Below are 22,148 nucleotides of genomic sequence, written 5' to 3'. Positions count from 1 at the left end.
ATTTTTACCTCTATTTATAAAATCTTATTTTTGTCTATCTCAACTCCGCCGTACTCGAGTGTGTTGATTAAATCTGTTGTTGAAAGTTTATCGAAATTTGCCATCATAACTTTTTTTAGATACTCTTTTTCTGCCTGCTCAGCTCGCATAAGACTAGGAGCAAAAATTCCTTTTTTATCAAGAATCAAAGAAGTGATATCACTATCAAGATTTATATGATTCATTAACTCTTTAATATCCATCTCAAAAATAGAACCCATCAAAGAGAGCATACCAGCAAGATAGGCTTTGCCTTTGTTGTTTGGATGCGCATCCGCTTCCATTCTCTCAGCTCTTTTTATTGCCATCTCCAAGAGAGTCTTTGACGCAGGACTTTTAGAGACCTCTGAGTAGAGATAGACCAAAAGCCATCGCAGTAGCTTATCTCTGCCCATCAGATTGATTACTTGAGGCAAAGATTCAACTTTGACACCTAGTTTATGTGAATTATTGAAGTACTGAATAAGCTTAAATGATAAATCAGCCTGTTTTTTTAGAAACTCTTCTAATTTTTCATTATTACTATTGTCTGCTTTGATGATTTTGATTAGTTGCAGTATGATAAATTGAGTAGGTTCTTTAAGTCCTACTATCTCCATAACTTCAGGTCTATCAAGATAATACCCTTGAAATAGATCAAATCCCATATCTTGATATTTTCTAAAGTCATCTTTGGTTTCAATATTTTGAGCCAAAAGTTTGATTCTAGTGCCTTTAAATTTATGCATAACCTTCTCTAGATTCTCAGGCTCAGATAACGCTGTATCCATTTTGATTATGTCAATATAGTTAAACAGTCTACTGAACTTTGTTATCATTTGTGCACTCGAATCAAAATGCTCTAGCGATAGCCGAAATCCTCTTTTTCTGTACTGTATAATTTTGCTTATTATATTTTCATCAAGATGAATATCTTCAAGTATATTTAAAACAAATCTATCCTTATCAAGCACTTCTAAAATCCCTTTTGTTAGGGTGATTTCATCTATATCAACAAAAGCCAAGGTCTGTTTTCCAAGCAGTTTGTCAAGTTCTGCACTGGTTATAGAGCTCATTATGAGCTGAGCAGTTCCTTTTACACTATCCGAGAGACCGGTTGGCATATTTGAGCTATTTTTAAATATTAGCTCATAGGCATAAACTTCATTTTTACTATTAAATATCTTCTGTTTAGATATATTTATTATATTCATCTTCTTTATCCTTGATCTTGTAAATTATGACATAAACTATTAAGTAAAGAGCTTTAAGGCGATATTTGTTAAAATCTAGCACTTGTTAAAAGGCTTAAAATGTATAAAAAAGTTCTTACTTATCTACTTCTGGGCTATGCCATCTTTGGTTTTGTTCTTCTCCCACTAATATCAAAACCTTTGATTTCCAAGGTTATGTCCGAGAAAACAAATGGTAAAATTTCAGTTAGTAGTATATCTTTTAACCCTTTTTCTTTTAAAATCACTCTAAATGAAATCACTCTTAGCACTCTTGAGGATGAAAAAGTAGCAACAGTTAAAAAACTTGAAGTTAACCTAGAGCCACACTCAATGCTGTATGGAGCAGTTCATATAAAAAATATTCTCTTAGAAAAACCAGAACTTTTTGTGGTTTATAACAAAGACAAAACTTTTAACTTTATGAAGATAATCAAAAAGAAAGAGGATGATAACAGCACAACGTCGAGGCTAATATTTGATGCCGTGAGTGTTACAAATGCAATATTTAACTATAAAGATTTAACAAAAAAAGAGAAGTTTGAGATTTCTGCTGATGATTTTAACTTTAAACTAGCCGGTGTGGATACAAATGATTTTAATGCAAGTGGCGCTTCTGCTTCATTTCACACAACCCTAAGTGATGGCGCTCTCTTGGAGTTTAAAAGCAATATCCGAGGATTTAAACCTCTTGTGGTTGAGGGTAATCTATCGCTCAGCGGAAGCAGACTCTTTACTGATTGGAAATATATTAAGGATAATCTAGCTGTTGAGGTAGCGGATGGAAAACTCTATTTTAGAACTAAGTTTTTTCTAAATTTGGATGATTTAAACTCCACTAAACTTGATGATTTATATCTTGGCGTGGATGATTTGAGGATTAAACCAAAAGATAAAAGCGCGGATATTATCAGGTTAAAATCGTTTAAGGTGGCTGGCGTAACGGTTCTGCCTCTGAAAAAAAATCTACAGATAAACTCTATTTTAGTGGATTCTCTAAATCTTAAAGTTGAAAAAAGTGCGACTAAAGAGATAGATTTGCTAAACTATCTAAAGTTTAAGCAAGATAAAAAAGAGAATGGTACTCAAAGCGAACAAAACAGCACAAAAGCCCTATGGAGCGTTAATGTAGGAAAAATTTCTCTGCAAAAAATAGAAGCTGACTTCATGGACAGAAGCATTGTGTCTGGTGTTAACACAAAACTAAATGAGCTAAATCTTGAGATGAAAAATCTCACTCTTCTTGGAGAAAAACCATTCTCATATAACCTAGATTTTGCCCTGAATGATTCACTAAAATGTGCTTCAAGCGGAGATGTGATTCACAAAAAATTAGAGATTAACTCCTACACAAAATGTAGCAATCTTGATGTGATGCAGTTTTTGCCGTACATAGACGAGGCGGCATCTAAAGAGCTTAAAACTTACGCTGTTTCACTAAAAAAAGCTTATCTGGATTTTGATTTTAACGCGTCTATAAAAGATGAAAATTCAAAGATAGGCGCGGTTGTAAAAAATGCAAACTTAGCTCTGCGTGATTTTGAGCTAAAAAGAAGAGATAGGGATGAGAAAATTGTCTCTTTTGAGCGCTTTGAAGTTAATAGCACCAACCTAGATACACAAACAAAAGCTGTTACAATAGGCAAAGTAACACTAAATGGGCTTGATCTGTTTGCAAAAAAAGATAAAAACTCTATCATGAGCTTTGTTGGTTTGATTGAGCCAAAAGAGCAAACAAGCGACCCAAAAGATGCAACTGCTAAAAAAGATGATAAAAAGTACAACTTAACACTAAAAGAGCTTGAGTTAAATTCAGCAAAAACAACATTTATGGATGAGAGCGTTAAAGGTACGCCGACTACAACTCTCGATAAGATGGATTTAAGGGCAAAAAATATCTCTTCAAAAGAGAACAGCTGGCTAAAGTACGACCTCTCTCTTAGAGTAAATAACGCAGGAAACATAAGCTCAAAAGGGGAGCTAAAACATACTCCACTGGAGCAAAAAGGAACGGCAGAGTTCAAAAAAATCTCACTTAAAGAGATAACACCATATCTGCAAGATAGTACATTTTTAAAGATTAGCGATGGGTACTTAAATCTAAATGTCAAGACCGAGTATAAACAAAACTCTCAAAAGCCAGATGCAACCGTTAATGGTTCGCTTAGTGTGGATGAATTTTTCCTTCATGACAGTAGAGACAACAGCTCTGTTGCCTCTTTTTCAAAGGCTGATGTCAAATCATTTGCGTTTAAAACATCTCCAAACTCTCTCTATATAGATGAAGTAGCACTAAACTCTTTTTATGTAGACGCGGTGATTGATAAAAACAAGAGCATGAACCTCTCGAAGCTTATGAAGCCAAAAGCCCAAAAAAAGCAGACTTCAAAGGATAAAAACGAGACAAAAGAGGCCACTAAAGATGCTATGGCATTTAAGTTAGCAAAACTTAAAGTATCAAACGGAAGTGCCAACTTTGCGGATTATTCGCTTCCAATCAACTTTAAAACTTCAATACATGACTTAAGCGGAAGCGTCTATGCCATCTCAAACAGCAAAGGCGAAATAAGCCTAGTTGATATAGATGGAGAGGTTGATGAGTATGGCTCAACAAAACTAAAAGGTTCTCTAGAGAGTGCGAATCCAAAATCATTTATGGATCTGGATTTTAACTTTAAAAACATCAATTTAAGCTCTGCAAGTGGCTACAGTGCACAATTTGCGGGGTACAAAATAGCAAAAGGCAAACTCTTTCTTGATCTGAAATATAAGATTAAAGATTCAAAACTTCTCAGTAAAAATAGTGTAATTATAAAAAAGATTGAGTTAGGCGATGCAATCGAAGATAAAAGCATTACAAAACTGCCACTTGGTTTTGCCATAGCTCTGCTTGAAGATAGTGATGGTGTTATAGATATTGATATGCCAATAGAGGGCAATGTTGATGCGCCTGATTTCAAGTACGGCACCGTTGTTTTGAGCGTTTTAAAAAATCTTATCGTAAAAGCAGTTACTTCTCCATTTAAGTTTCTAGGTTCCCTTATGGGAATAGACGGCGATAAGTTAAAGTATATAGAGTTTGAACCGGCAAGAGAAGTGTTACTGCCATCAGAGAGAGAAAAGCTTGACACTCTCTCATCTCTTTTGATTAAAAAACCAAAAATCTCTTTGACAATTCAAGCTAGTTTTGACAATGAAAAAGACAAAAGAGCACTTAGAATCCAAAAGCTAAAAGAGAGAGTTATACAAATCAGCAAGCAAGAGCATGCAACTACTGAGATACTAGAAAAAATACTTATGACATCTGAGTCAAAAAGTAGTCTAAAAGCCATAAAAGAGAGTGTTAAGAAAAGAGTAAAAGAGGATGCGGTTGCTTCAGAATATCAAAAAGAACTTTTTGAGAAGTGCTTGAATACACAAGCAGTATCATCTGATGAGCTGAGGAACATGGCAAATAAAAGAGCAAAAACTATTTGGGATTATCTCGTTGTAGCAAAGAGAAATAGTGCAGATAGAGTTTTATTAAAAGAGATTAAAGAGATTAACGAAAAAGATGGGGATTTTGTAAAAACAGAACTTAAAATAGAGATTAAGTAACCTTATCTTTGGTATAATTTTGCCCCTATAAACAAATTTTCAATAAAGGCTTTTTAGATGCCATTTTCAGCACAAAACAGAAAAGGCACCATGAACGGTGTTATTTTCGTGGCAATTTTTGCCGCAGCAGCTACTATGATAGGCGACATCCCAGCCATAAAGGCACTTGGGATTTCACCGCTTGTTATCGGTATAGTTTTAGGTATTTTTTATGCAAATACTCTTCATCACAAAACTCCAAAAGAGTGGAGCACAGGTATAACATTTTCAGGTAAAAAAATCCTTCGTTTTGCCATAGTTTTTTACGGTTTTCGTATAACATTTCAGCAGATTGCTGAGGTTGGAATTGACGGATTTTTAGTATCTTTGATAATGCTTGCTTCAACTTTTGTGTTGGGAACTTGGGTTGGCCAAAGATTTTTTAAGATGGACAGAGATACTTCAATGTTAATGGCTTCTGGTGCTTCTGTTTGTGGAGCGGCTGCAGTTTTAGCAACTGAACCTGTTTTAAAAGCAGAAGAGTATAAAGCTGCCATCGCTGTATCTATGGTTGTTCTATTTGGAACAATCGCGATGTTTTTATATCCAGCACTTTACAATATGGGCTTTTTTGATATGAACGCCAAAGAGTTCGGCATATATGTTGGTGGAACTATCCACGAAGTAGCTCAAGTTGTAGCAGTTCCAGCTTCCATACCAGGCTCAAGCCCAGAGATGGCTAACTCGGCCGTGATTGTTAAAATGACAAGAGTTATTATGATTGCACCGATGCTAATTATTTTAGGCATATATCTCTCTTTTAGTGCAAAGAAAAGTGGCGGTGAAGCTAGTGGTGTTAAGTTGGTTATTCCATGGTTTGCGGTATATTTCATAGGTATGGCAGGATTTAACTCACTTGGATTAGTTCCAATGAACATAGTTGGAATAATAAACGAAATAGACACATTTCTGCTAACAATGGCAATGACCGCACTTGGAATGGGAACAATTTTCGCTAAGTTTAAAGGTCTAGGACTTACTCCAATTTATACGGCCGGCACAATGTTTATCTGGCTTATGGTTGGTGGATACTTTATAACCAAGTGGGTTGTTGCTACATTTTAGGAATCTTTACCACTAAAATGGACTTTTACCACCCACTTTAGTGCATAATATGAAAAAGTGGATGGAGTTAAATATATGTCATACATGCCAAATACGCTTAACTCTTTTTGGCTCTGGCGCGAAGTATCTTCAAGGCTCGGTGTATCAAATCCAACATATAAATATTGGAAAAATACGCCAAACCTAAAACTAAATAATAAATATCTTTTTGTGCAAAAAAACAGCCTTCCACAAAAATATAAATATGTAGAAAATATACTCACAGATTTATCTGGGCATCTACCTATAAAATATGCATCAGACCAACTTCATGTGAACGAACATATCTTTTCCTATGATAAAATGAAGCTATATAAAGAGTTTGAGTACAAGTTTGTTGAAGATGTAAAGTTTGTAAATATAAAAAAATTTTTCAGCGAAAATGGAATAAAAACTGATAAAAATTCAATAATTCAACTTGGAAAAATAAAAGATTTAGAATTTAGCATAAATTGCACATTTTACAATCTTAAAAATGATTACGGAATTGTAGTGTATCAATCATGAGTACTTTTTTTATAGAATTTAGAGACCCACTCTTTGGTGCGATTCTCTTTTTTGTTATTATTTTCGTTATTGCAATCTTTTCATACTGGTTCAACAGATATAAAAAAAGAGAAGACTACAAACATTTAGATAGATTTTTAAAGCAGTTTAACACACCAGTTTCTAAAGAGGAGCTATATGTTTTAATCACAAAGGGCGAGTTATCAGAAAAAACTTGGCTACTTCTGGCTCACTCTTTTATTAAAAATGGTGATTATGAAAAAGCAATAGAGATTTATAGTGAACTGTTAAAGGTTGGCAACAAAGATAACTACAGAGATACGCTCTTTTTGCTTGGGAAAACTTATTTAAAAGCTGGTTTTTTAGTTCGTTCAAAAACAATATTTTTAGAGATACTGCAGAATAATCCACGAACGCCGCAAGCCCTAAACTATCTTCTATTAGTTTATGAGCATATGAGAGATTATAGCGCTGCTATCGAAATTTTAGAGCCTTTAGAAGAGCTTCAGATAGAGACAAAAATACAAAGAGCATATCTTGATGCTAAGATAATTTTGAGCTCTACAGAATTTTCTGTGGAGCAAAAAGTTGAGAAACTACTTGAAATATATAAAAAGGACAATCAGCTAACCTATATGATTTTTGAGTATATATTTAGAGTTAACCCTAAAGCTGCATGGGTAAACCTTGATGTATCTAAATCAGGGCTACTGCTTGATATATTGTGGGGTTGTGATAAAAAAGATTTGAATCTTGATATAATTATGAGTAGTGGCTATTTGAGGGAACTTTATAGTGCAAAATGGTATATAGAGTCAGAGAAAAGTAGTTCTATTTTTGAATTTGATGTACTGATAAATCTTAACAAAAGCGTTAACGCAACACTTAGTTTTGAGTATTTGTGTGATTGTTGTAAGCAGGTTTCTCCTTTTGCATTTCATCGTTGCAGTAGTTGTCATGCAATAGATAGCTTGAGAGTTGAGTTTAGTTTAGCAAAAAGTTATTATGGAGATTTTAGTGAAGAAAATAACTCTTTTCAGTGATGGAAGCGCCCTTGGTAATCCAGGTCCAGGTGGATATGGGGTAATTCTAAGATTTGAAGATAAAGAGAGAGAGATAAGTGGAGCAGAGGCACACACAACAAACAATAGAATGGAACTTTTGGGCGTTATAGAGGGGCTAAGGGCTCTTAAAGAACCGTGTATCGTTGATGTAGTGTCTGATTCATCTTATGTTGTAAAAGGGATAAATGAGTGGCTCGATGGCTGGATTAAAAGAGATTTTAAAAAAGTCAAAAATCCAGATTTGTGGAGTGAATATATAGCAGTTTCAAAAATACATAGAGTAACTGCTATCTGGGTCAGAGGGCATGATGGACATATTGAAAATGAGAGATGTGATATTCTTGCAAAGAGTCAAGCAGAGAGAATCAGAGAAGAAAATAGGGGGTAGCGCGTGAATAAAAATATAGAAAACCTAGAGATAGCTTTGGGTTATAAGTTTAAAAACCAAAAGCTCATTACCGAAGCGCTGACGCATAAAAGCAACAAACAGCCCTACGATAATGAGCGACTTGAATTTTTAGGCGATGCGGTTTTGGATTTGATAGTTGGAGAGTATCTTTATAACAAATTTGATAAATCAGATGAGGGTAATCTATCAAAAATCAGAGCATCACTAGTAAATGAAAATGGTTTTGAAAAACTAGCGAAATCTATCAACTTGGGTGAGTTTATCTACCTATCAAACGCGGAAGAAAACAATGGCGGCAGAGATAAATCATCCCTACTCTCAAACGCTTTTGAGGCAATAATAGGTGCAATCTATCTTGAAGCTGGCTTAGATGAAGCCAAAAGAGTAGCGATAGCATTGATAGAAAAAAATCATAAGGATATTTCACTTGACTCTCTCTTTAGCGACTATAAGACATCACTTCAAGAGCTAACACAGGCTAGATTTGGACAAACTCCAGAGTACATAGTGGTTGCAAGTCGTGGACCAGACCATCAAAAAGAGTTTGAAGTTGCTGTTCATATAGAGAACAAAGAGTATGCAAGAGCAATCGGTAAAAGTAAAAAAATCGCACAACAACTAGCAGCTGAGATGGCAGTTGGACTGCTAAATGGAGAAAAAAAGTGAATAGTTTTGGACAGAAATTAAAATTTAGTACATTTGGGGAGTCTCATGGAGTGGCGATTGGGTGTCTGCTTGATGGTGTTCCTGCAGGACTTGGCATTGATGAGGCATTTATTCAGAGTGAGCTAGATCGTAGAAAACCTGGTAAAAGTGAGTTTGAAACAGCAAGAAAAGAGGACGATATAGTCGAGATTTTAAGTGGGGTTTTTGAGGGCAAAAGTACGGGAACACCGATAGCTATGGTTATTTATAACACTAACCAAAAGTCAAAAGATTACTCAAACATCAAAGATATTTTTAGACCAGGACACGCAGATTTTACATACTTTTACAAATATGGCATAAGAGATTATCGTGGTGGAGGAAGAAGCTCTGCTAGAGAGACTGCCGCGAGAGTTGCTGCTGGAGCAGTTGCGAAGCTGATGTTAAAAGAGTTAAACATTGAAGTGCTTAGTGGCATTTGTGAGGTTGATGGTATAAAATCTGAAACTTTTGATTATGAAGTGGCAAAAAAAAGCATTATTTATGCACTCGATGCAAACAAAGAAGAGGATCAAAAAGATGCTATCCTAAAGGCGAAAAATGAGCATGACTCTGTTGGTGGAGTTGCAAGAGTAGTTGCAAGAGGTGTGCCAAAAGGTTTAGGTCAGCCGCTTTACTACAAGCTAGATGGAGTTTTAGCGGAAGCTATGATGGGCATAAACGCAGTAAAAGCAGTTGAGATTGGCGATGGCATACTAAGTGCATCTCTTCATGGTTCACAAAACAACGATGAGATAAGAGCTGACGGATTTGCAAGTAATCACGCTGGTGGTATTTTGGGTGGAATCAGCAACGGTGAAGAGATAGTTATGAGCATTTATTTTAAACCAACACCTTCAATCTTCAAAGAACAACACACCGTTACAGCACAAAATGAAGAGGTTGATTTTTCATTAAAAGGAAGGCATGATCCATGCGTGGCGATTCGCGGAACGGTTGTGTGTGAGGCGATGATGGCGTTAGTGATAGCGGATATGTTACTGCTGAATATGGGCTCAAAGATGGATTCGGTTGTAAAATATTATAAATAGCGTTGGTAGGATATCGATTGGTGCGAAACTTTAAAATTAGGCTGATTTTTCATCGGTGAAGATATATTTTTATGTTGCAAGTGGGGTGAGTTTTATACAATTATAAAACAAGTGCCAAAGGTACTTTACCATCCAAGATGAAAGCAGAAAAAAAATATGTTAAACAGCGAAGTTACAAAAGATAATCTAAATAAAATGGTAATCTTGTTTTACTCAAAAGTATTAAAAGACCACACCGTTGCTCCCTTTTTTATTGAAAAATTAGGAGACGATATGAAAAACGATAGATGGCGCCCTCATTTAGAGCTACTAACAAATTTTTGGGCCTCCATCACTCTGGGCGATAGCACTTATAGAGGCAGCCCATTTGCCCCACATCTAGATATAAAAGGTATCTCAAGAGAAGCATTTCAGGGGTGGCTAAGGCTATTTTATGAGACCCAAGATAGCATCTATACTCCGGAAATAGCTGACTTTTTTAAACAAAGAAGCACTCTAATAGCCGGTAACTTCATGAGAAATTTAGGAATCTAGCAAATAAGATCAAAGACCAATGGAGATACTAAGACGCTAGACTCCTTGGTGGTATGAACCTGCGATAATTCCCCCCTCCTCCACAAACAACACAGTTACCAATCCAATTGAACCAACTTCGAAATTAGCGCAATATAGTTGGTGTAAGATAAAAAATGTTATCATTAAAAAGAATCCGAGAAACAAACCATAAACATATATAAAGGAAAAAATAAATGAAGGGTATAATCCTAGCGGGCGGGAGTGGAACAAGGCTTTATCCAATCACAAAAGGGGTGAGCAAACAACTTGTGCCCATCTATGACAAGCCTATGATCTACTATCCTCTGTCTGTCTTGATGCTCGCGGGCATCACTGAAGTTCTTATCATCTCTACCACACATGATTTGCCACGATTTGAAGAACTTTTGGGTGATGGCAGTGATCTCGGTATGAAATTTTCTTATGTTATTCAACCTTCTCCCGATGGGCTTGCACAAGCTTTTATTTTGGGTGAAGAGTTTTTAGCAGGTGATGATGCTTGTTTGGTCTTAGGAGACAATATTTTCTATGGGCATGGCCTTACAGAGATGCTCACAAAGAGTATTCATAATGCAAAAGATGAAAACAAAGCCACGGTGTTTGGTTATTATGTAACCGACCCAGAGAGATATGGTGTTGCAGAGTTTGATGAAAAACACAATGTTATAAGCATAGAAGAAAAGCCAAAAAAGCCAAAAAGTAATTATGCTGTTATTGGTCTTTATTTCTACCCAAGAGATGTTGTACAAAAAGCAAAACTCGTAAAACCATCAGATAGGGGTGAGCTAGAGATTACAACTCTAAACCAAGAGTACCTAGATGAAAACAGACTAAGAGTAAAACTTATGGGAAGAGGATATGCATGGTTGGATACCGGAACCCATGAGTCACTTCTGGCGGCGAGCACATTTATACAAACTATAGAGCAAAGACAAGGGTTAAAAGTCGCTTGTCTTGAAGAGATAGCGTATGAGATGGGGTATATCTCAAGGGAAAAACTTCTAGAGTTAGCTCAACCACTAAGTAAAAATGGATATGGACAATATCTTATACAAAGAGCAAATCAGCCAAGAAAAGTGATCTAATATGAACTTTATAAGAGCTACCATACCTGATGTAATCATCATTGAACCAAAAATACACGGTGATGAGAGGGGCTACTTTATGGAGACATTTAGAGCAGATAAGCTTGAAGAGTTTTTAGGTTTTAAAATCAACTTTTGTCAAGATAACGAGAGCAAGTCTAGTCGCGGTGTCTTAAGAGGGGTTCACTACCAGCTTGCACCTTATGCTCAAACCAAACTTGTTCGCGTAATTCAAGGAAGAGTTTTGGATGTGGCAGTAGATATTCGCAGAGGAAGTCCTACATTTGGGCAACATATAGCAGTGGAACTTAGTGGTGAAAATAAAAAACAGGTATTAATCCCAAGAGGATTTGCACATGGATTTGTGGTGCTTGAAGATGATACTATTTTTGCATATAAAGTTGATAACTACTACAATCCAGAGTGCGACAGAGGCATAGCTTTTGATGATGAGAGCTTAAATATAGATTGGATACTAAGCAAAGAAGAGCTAAACCTCTCAGCAAAAGATAAAATACAGCCACTGCTTAAAGAGACAAAAGATATTTTTGAGTTTGGCGTAGATTACTACACCTCAAAGGGCACATGTGCTTAATATTTTAGTAACTGGCTCCAGCGGACAACTAGGTTCAGAGATAAAAGATTTAGTACAAAATGAAAAATCAGATATTAAAAATTACATTTTTTACTTCACGAACTCAAAAGAACTCGATATTACCAACTACAAGAAAGTAGAATCTTTTTGCTCCGACAACAGCATAAAAACCATCATCAACTGCGCAGCCTACACAGCAGTAGACAGAGCAGAATCAGAGCAAGAACTAGCAGATAAAATCAATCATTTAGCAGTTAAAAACCTTGCAACGATTGCAAAAGAAAATAACATCAAACTTATCCATATCTCAACTGATTATGTATTTGATGGAACAAACTACAAACCATACACAGAAGATGATGCCACTAACCCTCAAAATATCTATGGAAAAACAAAGCTTGATGGCGAAAACGGTATGCTAGCCATAAATCCAAAAGATTCTATCATCATAAGAACATCATGGGTTTACTCTAGTTTTGGAGCTAACTTTGTAAAAACTATGCTCCGTTTAGGCAAAGAAAAAGAGTCTCTGAGCGTGGTTTACGATCAAGTGGGAACTCCAACTTATGCAAGAGATCTCGCAAAAGCCATTTTAGATATTGTCCCTAAGATAAAAAATTTAAAAGTACAAATTTATAACTACAGCAACGAGGGCGTACTCTCTTGGTACGACTTTGCCAAAGAAGTAATGAAAATGGCAAAGCTTGATTGCAAGATAAACCCAATAGAGACAAAAGAGTATCCAACGCCAGCATCAAGACCATATTACAGTTTGCTAAATAAGTCAAAAATAAAATCAACTTTTAATCTAGAGATGCCTTACTGGAAAGACTCTTTAGATGATTGTTTAAGAAGATTAGGAGTAAGAAGATAATGTTCAACAATAGTGATAAAACCATACTAGTAACAGGTTGCGCAGGCTTTATAGGCTCTAACTTTGTACCATATTTTTTAGAAAAATACCAAAATTACAATCTTGTAAACTTAGACCTCTTGACTTATGCGGGAGATTTACAAAACCTAAAAGAGTGCGAAGACAACCAAAGATATAAGTTTATAAAAGGCGATATCTGCAACCGTGAACTTGTAGAGTTTATATTTGATGAATACAACATCAGAGGCGTTATCCACTTCGCAGCAGAGTCGCATGTAGACAACTCTATTAAAAATCCAGAAGTGTTTATACAAACAAATGTAAATGGAACTTTTACGCTACTTGATGTTGCTTATAAATTCTGGATGGAGAAACCATTTACATATAAAAACAGTTATCAAGATTGTAGATTTCATCATATCTCAACTGATGAAGTGTATGGAACTCTAAATGAAACAGACCTGTTTACGGAGTCCACTCCATACGCTCCAAACTCTCCATACAGCGCAAGCAAAGCAAGCTCCGACATGATTGTGCGAAGCTATCAAGAGACTTATGGACTAAACACAGTTATAACAAACTGCTCAAACAACTACGGACCAAAACAACACAATGAAAAGCTAATCCCAACAATCATACGAAAAGCATTGGCTGGTGAAGCCATACCAATATATGGGGATGGTAAAAACATAAGAGACTGGCTTTATGTACTTGACCACTGCAAAGGGATAGATTTGGTTTATCATACCGGACTTGAAGCAAATGTGTACAATATTGGCGGAAGAAACGAGAGAACAAACCTTCAAATCGTAGATGCTATATGCACTATTCTTGATATAAAAGCACCAAAAGAGACTTCTTATAAAAAGCTTATCACTTTTGTAGAAGACAGAGCAGGACACGATAGACGATACGCCATAGATGCTACCAAACTTGAAAATGAGTTGGGCTGGAGAGCAGAAGAAACATTTGACACAGGAATTATTAAAACCGTGGAGTGGTACTTAAAAAAAATATAAGGAAGCAGAGTGATAACAAACGCACGATTAACTCACTTAAAACAACTAGAAGCTGAATCAATTCACATTTTACGCGAGGTTGCAGCAGAGTTTAGAAATCCTGTTATGATGTACTCTGTAGGAAAAGATAGTTCCGTTATGCTTCATCTTGCTATGAAAGCATTTGCTCCAGCAAAACCACCCTTTAAATTTTTACATGTAGATACTCTTTGGAAATTTCATGAAATGATAGAGTTTCGCGATCAACGAGCAAAAGATTTAGGTTTCGACCTTGTTGTTCACTCTAATCCTGAAGGCGTAGAGATGGGTATATCTCCGTTTGTTCACGGAAGTAAAGTTCATACAGATATTATGAAAACGCAAGGTTTAAAACAAGCTCTTGATGCCGGTGGCTATGATGCAGTTATTGGCGGAGCTAGACGCGATGAGGAGAAATCCCGTGCAAAAGAGAGAATCTTCTCTTTTCGTGATAAATATCATCGTTGGGACCCTAAAAATCAAAGGCCAGAGCTTTGGAATATATACAATACCGCCATACAAAAAGGAGAGAGTGTTCGTGTCTTTCCTATAAGCAACTGGACTGAACTTGATGTTTGGCAGTATATATATTTAGAGTCTATTCAAATACCTTCTTTATATTTTGCAAAAGAGAGATCAGTGGTTGAATATGAAGGAACAAAAATTGTAGTAGATGATGAACGCATGCCAGAAGAGCTTAAAAAAACTGCAAAAAATGAGATGGTTCGTTTTAGAACTCTTGGTTGTTATCCACTAACAGGAGCCATAAAATCTACTGCCACAACTCTTCCAGAAATCATCAAAGAGATGCTACTCTCAACCTCAAGTGAAAGAGAAGGTCGCCTTATTGACAAAGATCAAGAGGGTGCGATGGAACTTAAAAAAATTGAGGGATATTTTTAATGTTAGGTATAAACAATATAGAAGAGTACTTAAAAGCTCATGAAAACAAAGATATGCTTCGTTTTTTAACATGCGGAAGTGTAGATGACGGAAAAAGTACACTTATCGGTCGCATGCTTTATGACTCTAAAATGATATTTGATGATCAACTTAGCGCCGCAGAGAGTGAAAGCAAAAAGTATGGTACTACTGGCGAGAAGATAGATATGGCACTTCTTGTAGATGGGCTTCAAAGCGAGAGAGAGCAAGGCATTACTATAGATGTTGCATATAGATTTTTCGCTACTCAAAATCGTAAATTCATTATAGCAGACACTCCAGGACATGAACAATATACCAGAAATATGGTAACGGGAGCCTCAACTGCGGATGTAGCTATTGTACTAATTGATGCTCGCAAGGGAATACTTACGCAGACAAAAAGACATAGCTTTATAGTAAATTTGCTTGGCATAGAGCATGTAGTTGTAGCTATAAACAAAATGGACTTAGTAGATTTTAGTGAAGATACATATAATAAAATAAAACAATCATATGACCACTTAGCAGACCAGCTTGGAATTAAAAATAGATACTATATTCCACTCAGCGCACTAGATGGGGATAATGTAGTCGATAAGAGCATAAAAACTCCATGGTATGATGGAAAACCTCTTTTGGGTCTGCTTGATAGTATGGATATCTCTAAAGAGATAAAAGCTGAAAATTTTAGATTTCCAGTTCAGTATGTGAACCGCCCCAATCTGGACTTTAGAGGCTTTTGTGGAACCATATCAAGTGGCAGCGTCCAAGTCGGTGATGAAATAACAGTTTTGCCATCAGGTAAAACTACAAAAGTTAAAAGCATTATTAACGCTGGCGACACAACAGAAGCAAACAGAAACACTACAACAAATTATGCTTATGCACCTATGGCTATAACAATTACAACTGAGGATGAGGTAGATATATCTCGTGGAGATATGATAGTTCATACAAAAAATTTACCAAAAGTTTCAAATAGTTTAAAAGTAATGTTAGTGTGGATGGATGAAAAACCCATGAACATAGGTCGCACTTACGACATAAAAAGAGCAACCTCTGTAATAACAGGAAGCTTTGAGCATATCAACTACAAAATAGATGTTAATAGTTATGAAAGAACACAGGTAGATACTTTGGAATTGAATGACATATCATCATGTAAAATGTTGCTAACGCGACCAATTGCTGCTGATTCTTACAAAGAGAACAAAGAAACAGGTAGCTTTATAGTGGTTGATAGAATCAGCAACAACACTGTTGGAGCCGGTATGATTGTTGGTGTCACAAAGCGAGATGAAGATAAAACTCTAAGCAATCACAGAGAGTACACAAAAGCAGAAACAGCACTCAATCAGTACATTCGAGATAATTTTCCTGAATGGGATTGTAAAGAGGTTTGATGTATAAAGAAACAAATAAGCGCTCAATAGTTAAGGGCATAAGTTGGAGAGTTCTAGCTACAAGCACCACTATTATAATAGTTTATATTTTTTTTGATAGATTAGATTTGGCTATAGCTGCCGGCATGATGGAAACTGCACTAAAAGTAGGGTTATATTGGGCACATGAAAGAGCCTGGTTTAAGATTACTTGGGGTAGAAAAAAAATAGAACCTTTCAATCTTTGGTTTACAGGACTTCCTTTAAGCGGAAAAACAACTATTGCCGATAAAGTATACAAAGAGTTAGAAAAACTGCATATACCATTAGAGAGAATTGACTCAAAAGATATCAGAGATCTTATTCCAGATATAGGCTACAGCAGAGAAGATAGAAACAGGCATATGCACCGCATAGGAAATTTGATTTGCACCCTGCAAAAAAACTCTATCTCAACAGTAGCATCTTTTGTATCACCATACAAAGAGTCAAGAAAAGCGATTCGAGAGATGGTAATAAATAACATAGTTGTGTATGTAAAAGCAGATATACAAACATGCAAACTAAGAGATTATAAAGGCGTCTATGCAAAAGCTCTTAGTGGGGAGTTTCAAAACTTTTCAGGCATAAATGATGTTTATGAAGAGCCACAACGAGCAGAGATTACAATAGATACGGATGTTATGTCCGCTGATGAAGCCACGCAGATGATAGTTAAATATATAAAGAAAAATTATGTCAAATAATATAGTCTGGCACAGCGCTCAAATAAGCAAAGAAAAAAGAGCAAAACAAAAAAAACAAAAACCTTGCATTTTATGGTTTACAGGACTTAGTGGAAGTGGCAAGTCAACTCTTGCCAACGCACTAGAAGCCAAACTGCATGAGATGGGATATCACACATATCTACTAGATGGCGACAATGTTCGTCATGGACTAAACGGTGACTTGGGATTTGATGAAGCATCAAGAGTAGAGAACATAAGACGCATAGGCGAAGTAGCTAAGCTCTTTGTAGATAGTGGCACCATAGCTTTAACAGCTTTCATATCTCCTTTTATAAAAGATAGAGAACTAGCAAGAACTCTCGTAGAAGAAAGTGAGTTTATAGAGATATTTGTAGATACTCCTTTTGAGGTTTGTGAGCAAAGAGACCCAAAAGGACTTTATAAAAAAGCGAGAGCTGGGGAGCTGAAAAATTTTACAGGCATAGACAGCCCATACGAAAAACCTACCAATCCAGAGGTTTATCTACTAAACGATAAAGAAGATATAAATAAAAATATAGATAAAATAATCACTTATTTAAAAAACAACGGATATCTGAATGCTTAAAAGTATAAATATAGAAGATATAAAAAAAATAGCACTAGAAGCAGGTATTGCTATTATGGAAATCTATAACAAAGATTTTACAGTCGAGTATAAAGATGACAAATCACCATTAACGGAAGCAGACTTAAAAGCAAATGAAATCATCTGTAATGCACTTCAAAAACTCTACCCAAATATACCACTTATGAGTGAAGAAAACAAAGAAGTTCCCCACGAGACAAGAAAAGAGTGGGAATACTACTGGTGCATAGACCCCATAGACGGCACAAAAGAGTTCATCAAAAAAAATGATGAGTTCACTGTAAATATTGCTCTTATTCATAAAAACACCCCTGTTTTAGGCGTCGTATATGCTCCAGCTTTACATGAACTGTACTGGGCTAAAAAAAACGAGGGTGCTTACAAAAACAACCAAAAACTTCCACTACAGATAAATCAAAATCCAAAAGAAAAACTCTTTGTAGTTGCAAGCAAATCCCATCTATCAGATGAAACACAAAGTTTTATAGATCTCCTTGATGCAAAAGAGATTGAACAAGTATCAAAAGGAAGTTCACTAAAACTATGTATGGTAGCAACTGGGGAAGCAGACATCTACCCAAGATTAGCTCCAACCATGGAGTGGGACACGGCTGCTGCGGATGCTATTGTGCGAGAATCTGGAAAGATGACATATCAATTTAAATCTGATATTCCCTTGGCATACAATAAAGAAAATTTATTAAATCCTTGGTTTGTTGTGAAATGAAATGAACTATATAAAAACTTTTTATAGATTTATAAGAGATATTTTTAAAAATAAAAGACTTCTTATAGATTTAGCCAAAAATGATTTTAAATCAAGATATATGGGCAGCTATTTAGGGGTGCTTTGGGCTTTTATACAGCCCATGATTACTGTTTTTATTTTTTGGTTTATTTTTGATATAGGCTTCAGAAGTGCGCCTGTTCAAGATTTTCCTTTTATTCTTTGGCTTATGGTCGGTATGTTTCCATGGTTTTTTATTTCAGAAAGCTTATCAAATGGTACAAATGCCATTTTAGCAAACAGCTTCTTGGTAAAAAAAGTAGTGTTTCGTGTCTCACTATTGCCAATTGTTCAGATTACTTCAGCTCTTGTTATACATCTGTTTTTTATCTTGATTTTACTTGGAATGTTTATGTTATATGGGCAAAAACCAACAGTTTATTGGTTTCAAATATTTTACTATCTATTTTGCACGATTATTTTGATGCTTGGGATTTCATGGGCAACAAGCGCCATCGTTGTATTTTTTAGAGATATGAGTCAGATTATAGGGATGGTAATACAGTTTGGATTTTGGCTTACTCCTGTCTTTTGGTCATTAACACAAATCCCTGAAAAATATCGTTTTATCATAGAGTACAATCCCATGAATTACATAATACAAGGATATAGAGATAGCCTTATAAATAATGTTTGGTTTTGGGAAAAGATGGATGCAACTATTTATTATTGGGCCGTGAGTGCTTTATTTTTATTTGGCGGTGCTATTATCTTTAGAAAATTGAGACCTCACTTTGCGGATGTACTATAATGAAAAATATTGCTATAAAAGTTCAAAACCTTACTAAAACTTATAAGCTTTATAATAAACCAAGCGATAGGCTAAAAGAAGCTTTGCATCCTTTAAAAAAGAAGTACCATAATGAATTTCATGCACTACATGATATTAGCTTTACAATAGAAAAAGGTGAAACTGTAGGTATTATAGGACATAATGGGGCAGGTAAGTCAACATTACTAAAAATAATAACAGGTGTTTTATCCCCAACTCATGGGCATGTGCATGTAAATGGAAAGATAGCATCGCTCCTTGAGCTTGGAGCAGGTTTCAATCCTGAATATACAGGTATAGAAAATATTTATTTACAAGGTACTTTAATAGGATATACCTATCAAGAAACAGAACAGAGATTAGATAGAATTCTTCAGTTTGCAGATATTAATGATTTTGTTTATCAGCCTGTAAAAAGCTATAGTAGTGGCATGTTTGCTAGACTTGCTTTTGCAATAGCTATAAATGTAGACCCAGACATACTTATAGTAGATGAAGCTTTAAGTGTGGGAGATATGAACTTTCAAGCAAAGTGTATGACCGCAATGGATAGAATCAAGCAAAAAGGAACGACCATACTTTTTGTGAGTCATGATATAAATAGTGTGAAAAGTCTTTGTGAAAGAGGTATATATATAAAAAATGGCGTAATGCATGCTATAGGTAAAGCTAGTGATGTGGCCGAACAATATATAAAAGAAATGAGAGAAAATCTTAATGATGAAAACATTAAATTCTCAAAATACTTAGAGTCAGATGAAACAAAACAAAATAAAAATATAGTATCTAATGATTGTCTTATATTTAAAATATCAAATGAATTTGAAAAAAAACATGCTCAGTTTCGCTATGGTTCTGGGGAAGTTAAAATTTGTTATGTTGAACTTCTGGATGGTAGTAATAACCCAATAATAGAGGCAGAATTTAACCAAAATGTAAAAGTTAGAATACATTTAGAAAGTTATGCCAAACTTTCTGTTGCCGTTAACTTTCAAATTTTTGATGATAAAAAAATAAATATTGTTGCAGGAGGGTTTAAACAAATTGGTGAAGAGCTATTATCTTTAAAAGAAAATGATAGATTTATTATTGACTATGATTTAAAACTTCCTCTTTTTCAAAGTAACTATTCTATACAAGCTGTTATTTCTACTTTTGTAGGCGGCACAAATACTCCAGTATTTATTGATTGTGTTCCTGATGCATATGTTTTTCAAGTCGGCCAGAGACCTGGTTTCCCAATATGGTCAAAAGTCGATCTGTTTCCAACTCTTAAAATCAATAAGATAAAAGAAAATTTTCATGATTAATGTCACAAAAACATATTTGCCTAATATAGAGAAATACAAAAAATATATTGATGAAATTTATGCAGGTAATAAAATAACTAACAATGGTCCTCTTGTTAAAAGACTTGAAAAAAGACTTGCTGATTACTTGGGTGTAAAAAATATAGTGCTTGTGTCAAATGGTACTATAGCACTTGAAATAGCATATCGTACTCTTGGATTAAATGGTTTTGTGATCACTACTCCTTTTAGTTTTGTAGCAACTACTAGTTCGCTAGTGACAAATAATCTGTTACCAATATTTGCTGATATTGATGAAAGAACTTTAAATCTAAATCCAAAAAATATCGAACAACTAATCACGCCAAATACATCCGCTATACTTCCAGTACATGTATTTGGAAATGCTTGTGAAATAGAAGAGATAGAATGCATTGCAAACAAATACAATCTAAAAATAATTTATGACGCAGCACACGCTTTTGATGTGAAGTATAAAGATAGAAGTGTCCTTAATTATGGAGACATTTCTACTCTTAGTTTTCATGCTACAAAACTTTTTCATACTATAGAGGGTGGGGCTTTGATCATCAATGATGATTCACTTGTAGAAAAAGCAAGATACCTCATAAATTTTGGTATAGAAAATGCGGAATCTATTCCACATTTGGGCACAAACGCAAAGATGAATGAGTTTGAGGCGGCTATGGGGCTTTGTGTACTTGATGATATAGAAGAGATAAAAGCAAAAAGAAAAACTCTCTTGGACGCTTACAAAAAAGAGCTCAATGGTTTAGTGACATTTCAAGAACAAAATAAAAATGCAAACAAAAACTATAGCTATATTCCAGTAGTTTTTAAAAGTGAAGAAGAACTTCTAAAAGTACAAAAAGCACTTAATGATAAACAAATATTTCCAAGAAGATACTTTTACCCATCACTTGATACTTTGGAGTACATAGAACCAAAACAGACGATGCCAATATCAAGAGATATCTCAAAAAGAATACTATGTTTGCCAATGTATTCTGAACTTACAAATGAAGAACAAATACTTATAATAGAAATTTTAAAGAAATCATTATGACATTAGCAATAATGCAACCATATTTATTTCCTTATATTGGATATTGGCAGCTTATAAATATTGTTGACACTTTTGTTGTTTATGACAATATTCAGTTTTCAAAAAGTGGCTGGTTCAATAGAAATAATATTTTGCTTAACGGAAAAAAAACTCTATTTTCAATGCCTTTAAGAAAAGATTCTGATAGCTTAGATGTTGTTGATAGATTCATTTCAGATGAAGCACAAAATCAAATAAATAAGATTTTGAGTCAGATTCAAAGTGGCTACAATAAAGCACCATATTTTAAAGATGTTTTTCCTTTGGTTAAAAATATTTTTATGTATGATGAAAAAAATCTATTCAAATATATACATAACTCTATTGTTGAAGTATGCACTTATCTAGATATTGACACTCATATAATAATCTCTTCGGCTATAGATATAGACCATAGTTTAAAATCGCAAGAAAAAGTTATAGCTTTAAATAAAACTTTGGGTTCAAGTCAATATATAAATCCAATAGGTGGAACTGTACTATATAATGCAGATACATTTAAAAATGAAAATATTAAATTAAAATTTTTAGAATCCGAAGTTCCAGAATATAAACAATTTAACAATGAGTTTATACCTTATCTTTCTATTATTGATGTTTTGATGTTTAATAGTAAAGAGGATGTAAAATTGATGTTAAAAAGATACAAATTAATTTAAG

The 22,148-nt window shown here is 34.9% G+C and carries 22 protein-coding genes; 21 read left to right on the top strand and 1 reads right to left on the bottom strand.

Annotated elements, in window-relative coordinates:
• Window positions 1-14 precede the first annotated feature (14 nt).
• On the bottom strand, window positions 15-1,232 hold the full coding sequence (locus PHV22_RS07560; RefSeq protein ID WP_295022766.1) for an EAL domain-containing protein: 1,218 nt from the start codon (window positions 1,230-1,232) through the stop codon (window positions 15-17).
• Between the two features lie 99 nt (window positions 1,233-1,331).
• Here PHV22_RS07560 and PHV22_RS07555 point away from each other — a divergent pair, with 99 nt between their 5' ends.
• The 21 genes from PHV22_RS07555 to PHV22_RS07455 all read left to right on the top strand — a co-directional run bounded on the left by PHV22_RS07555 (window position 1,332) and on the right by PHV22_RS07455 (window position 22,147).
• The gene (locus PHV22_RS07555) at window positions 1,332-4,847 is read left to right on the top strand and encodes a DUF748 domain-containing protein (RefSeq protein ID WP_295022764.1); all 3,516 of its coding nucleotides are present in this window, start codon (window positions 1,332-1,334) and stop codon (window positions 4,845-4,847) included.
• Between the two features lie 57 nt (window positions 4,848-4,904).
• Window positions 4,905-5,951 carry a YeiH family protein gene (locus tag PHV22_RS07550; RefSeq protein WP_295022763.1) on the top strand — a complete coding sequence of 349 codons (1,047 nt, stop codon included), beginning with the start codon at window positions 4,905-4,907 and terminating at the stop codon, window positions 5,949-5,951.
• A 75-nt stretch (window positions 5,952-6,026) separates the two neighbouring features.
• Window positions 6,027-6,497 carry a hypothetical protein gene (locus tag PHV22_RS07545; protein WP_295022762.1) on the top strand — a complete coding sequence of 157 codons (471 nt, stop codon included), beginning with the start codon at window positions 6,027-6,029 and terminating at the stop codon, window positions 6,495-6,497.
• On the top strand, window positions 6,494-7,540 hold the full coding sequence (locus PHV22_RS07540; RefSeq protein ID WP_299946852.1) for a tetratricopeptide repeat protein: 1,047 nt from the start codon (window positions 6,494-6,496) through the stop codon (window positions 7,538-7,540). Before PHV22_RS07545 ends, PHV22_RS07540 begins: the two co-directional genes overlap by 4 nt.
• Window positions 7,515-7,949, top strand: coding sequence for a ribonuclease HI (gene rnhA / locus PHV22_RS07535; RefSeq protein ID WP_295022759.1), 435 nt, complete (start codon window positions 7,515-7,517; stop codon window positions 7,947-7,949). Before PHV22_RS07540 ends, rnhA begins: the two co-directional genes overlap by 26 nt.
• Before the next feature lie 3 nt (window positions 7,950-7,952).
• Window positions 7,953-8,636 (top strand): ribonuclease III, encoded by a 684-nt coding sequence (rnc, locus tag PHV22_RS07530; RefSeq protein ID WP_295022758.1) that lies wholly within the window; start codon window positions 7,953-7,955, stop codon window positions 8,634-8,636.
• A complete protein-coding gene (gene aroC, locus PHV22_RS07525) occupies window positions 8,633-9,706 on the top strand; it encodes a chorismate synthase (RefSeq protein WP_295022757.1) in 1,074 nt (357 codons plus the stop codon). The genes rnc and aroC overlap by 4 nt, the downstream gene beginning before the upstream one ends.
• A 156-nt stretch (window positions 9,707-9,862) precedes the next feature.
• Window positions 9,863-10,240, top strand: coding sequence for a group III truncated hemoglobin (locus PHV22_RS07520; RefSeq protein WP_295022755.1), 378 nt, complete (start codon window positions 9,863-9,865; stop codon window positions 10,238-10,240).
• A 215-nt stretch (window positions 10,241-10,455) separates the two neighbouring features.
• Window positions 10,456-11,346 carry a glucose-1-phosphate thymidylyltransferase RfbA gene (gene rfbA, locus PHV22_RS07515; protein ID WP_295022753.1) on the top strand — a complete coding sequence of 297 codons (891 nt, stop codon included), beginning with the start codon at window positions 10,456-10,458 and terminating at the stop codon, window positions 11,344-11,346.
• A 1-nt stretch (window position 11,347) separates the two neighbouring features.
• Window positions 11,348-11,941 carry a dTDP-4-dehydrorhamnose 3,5-epimerase gene (gene rfbC, locus PHV22_RS07510; RefSeq protein ID WP_299946842.1) on the top strand — a complete coding sequence of 198 codons (594 nt, stop codon included), beginning with the start codon at window positions 11,348-11,350 and terminating at the stop codon, window positions 11,939-11,941.
• Complete coding sequence (rfbD, locus tag PHV22_RS07505) at window positions 11,934-12,815, top strand: dTDP-4-dehydrorhamnose reductase (protein WP_299946839.1); 882 nt, start codon at window positions 11,934-11,936, stop codon at window positions 12,813-12,815. Before rfbC ends, rfbD begins: the two co-directional genes overlap by 8 nt.
• Window positions 12,815-13,834, top strand: coding sequence for a dTDP-glucose 4,6-dehydratase (gene rfbB / locus PHV22_RS07500; RefSeq protein WP_299946836.1), 1,020 nt, complete (start codon window positions 12,815-12,817; stop codon window positions 13,832-13,834). Before rfbD ends, rfbB begins: the two co-directional genes overlap by 1 nt.
• 9 nt (window positions 13,835-13,843) lie before the next feature.
• A complete protein-coding gene (gene cysD / locus PHV22_RS07495) occupies window positions 13,844-14,755 on the top strand; it encodes a sulfate adenylyltransferase subunit CysD (RefSeq protein ID WP_299946833.1) in 912 nt (303 codons plus the stop codon).
• Window positions 14,755-16,179: a sulfate adenylyltransferase subunit CysN gene (gene cysN / locus PHV22_RS07490; RefSeq protein ID WP_295022744.1), complete on the top strand. Its 1,425-nt coding sequence runs from the start codon at window positions 14,755-14,757 to the stop codon at window positions 16,177-16,179. The genes cysD and cysN overlap by 1 nt, the downstream gene beginning before the upstream one ends.
• Window positions 16,179-16,904, top strand: a complete 726-nt coding sequence (cysC, locus tag PHV22_RS07485; RefSeq protein ID WP_295022742.1) for an adenylyl-sulfate kinase — start codon at window positions 16,179-16,181, stop codon at window positions 16,902-16,904. Before cysN ends, cysC (PHV22_RS07485) begins: the two co-directional genes overlap by 1 nt.
• The gene (cysC, locus tag PHV22_RS07480) at window positions 16,894-17,493 is read left to right on the top strand and encodes an adenylyl-sulfate kinase (RefSeq protein ID WP_295022739.1); all 600 of its coding nucleotides are present in this window, start codon (window positions 16,894-16,896) and stop codon (window positions 17,491-17,493) included. Before cysC (PHV22_RS07485) ends, cysC (PHV22_RS07480) begins: the two co-directional genes overlap by 11 nt.
• On the top strand, window positions 17,486-18,241 hold the full coding sequence (gene cysQ / locus PHV22_RS07475; protein ID WP_299946828.1) for a 3'(2'),5'-bisphosphate nucleotidase CysQ: 756 nt from the start codon (window positions 17,486-17,488) through the stop codon (window positions 18,239-18,241). The genes cysC (PHV22_RS07480) and cysQ overlap by 8 nt, the downstream gene beginning before the upstream one ends.
• Window position 18,242: 1 nt before the next feature.
• Window positions 18,243-19,052 carry an ABC transporter permease gene (locus PHV22_RS07470; protein WP_299946825.1) on the top strand — a complete coding sequence of 270 codons (810 nt, stop codon included), beginning with the start codon at window positions 18,243-18,245 and terminating at the stop codon, window positions 19,050-19,052.
• Window positions 19,052-20,383, top strand: a complete 1,332-nt coding sequence (locus PHV22_RS07465) for an ABC transporter ATP-binding protein (protein WP_299946822.1) — start codon at window positions 19,052-19,054, stop codon at window positions 20,381-20,383. Before PHV22_RS07470 ends, PHV22_RS07465 begins: the two co-directional genes overlap by 1 nt.
• Window positions 20,376-21,449 carry a DegT/DnrJ/EryC1/StrS aminotransferase family protein gene (locus PHV22_RS07460; RefSeq protein WP_299946820.1) on the top strand — a complete coding sequence of 358 codons (1,074 nt, stop codon included), beginning with the start codon at window positions 20,376-20,378 and terminating at the stop codon, window positions 21,447-21,449. Before PHV22_RS07465 ends, PHV22_RS07460 begins: the two co-directional genes overlap by 8 nt.
• Window positions 21,446-22,147, top strand: coding sequence for a WbqC family protein (locus PHV22_RS07455; RefSeq protein WP_299946817.1), 702 nt, complete (start codon window positions 21,446-21,448; stop codon window positions 22,145-22,147). Before PHV22_RS07460 ends, PHV22_RS07455 begins: the two co-directional genes overlap by 4 nt.
• Window position 22,148: the final 1 nt, after the last annotated feature.

Origin of the sequence: Sulfurimonas sp. (assembly GCF_028713515.1) — a bacterium.
In the GTDB taxonomy this organism is placed as follows: domain Bacteria; phylum Campylobacterota; class Campylobacteria; order Campylobacterales; family Sulfurimonadaceae; genus Sulfurimonas.
Note: the sequence above shows the minus strand (reverse complement) of the source record. Positions and strands in the feature narration are given on the sequence as shown.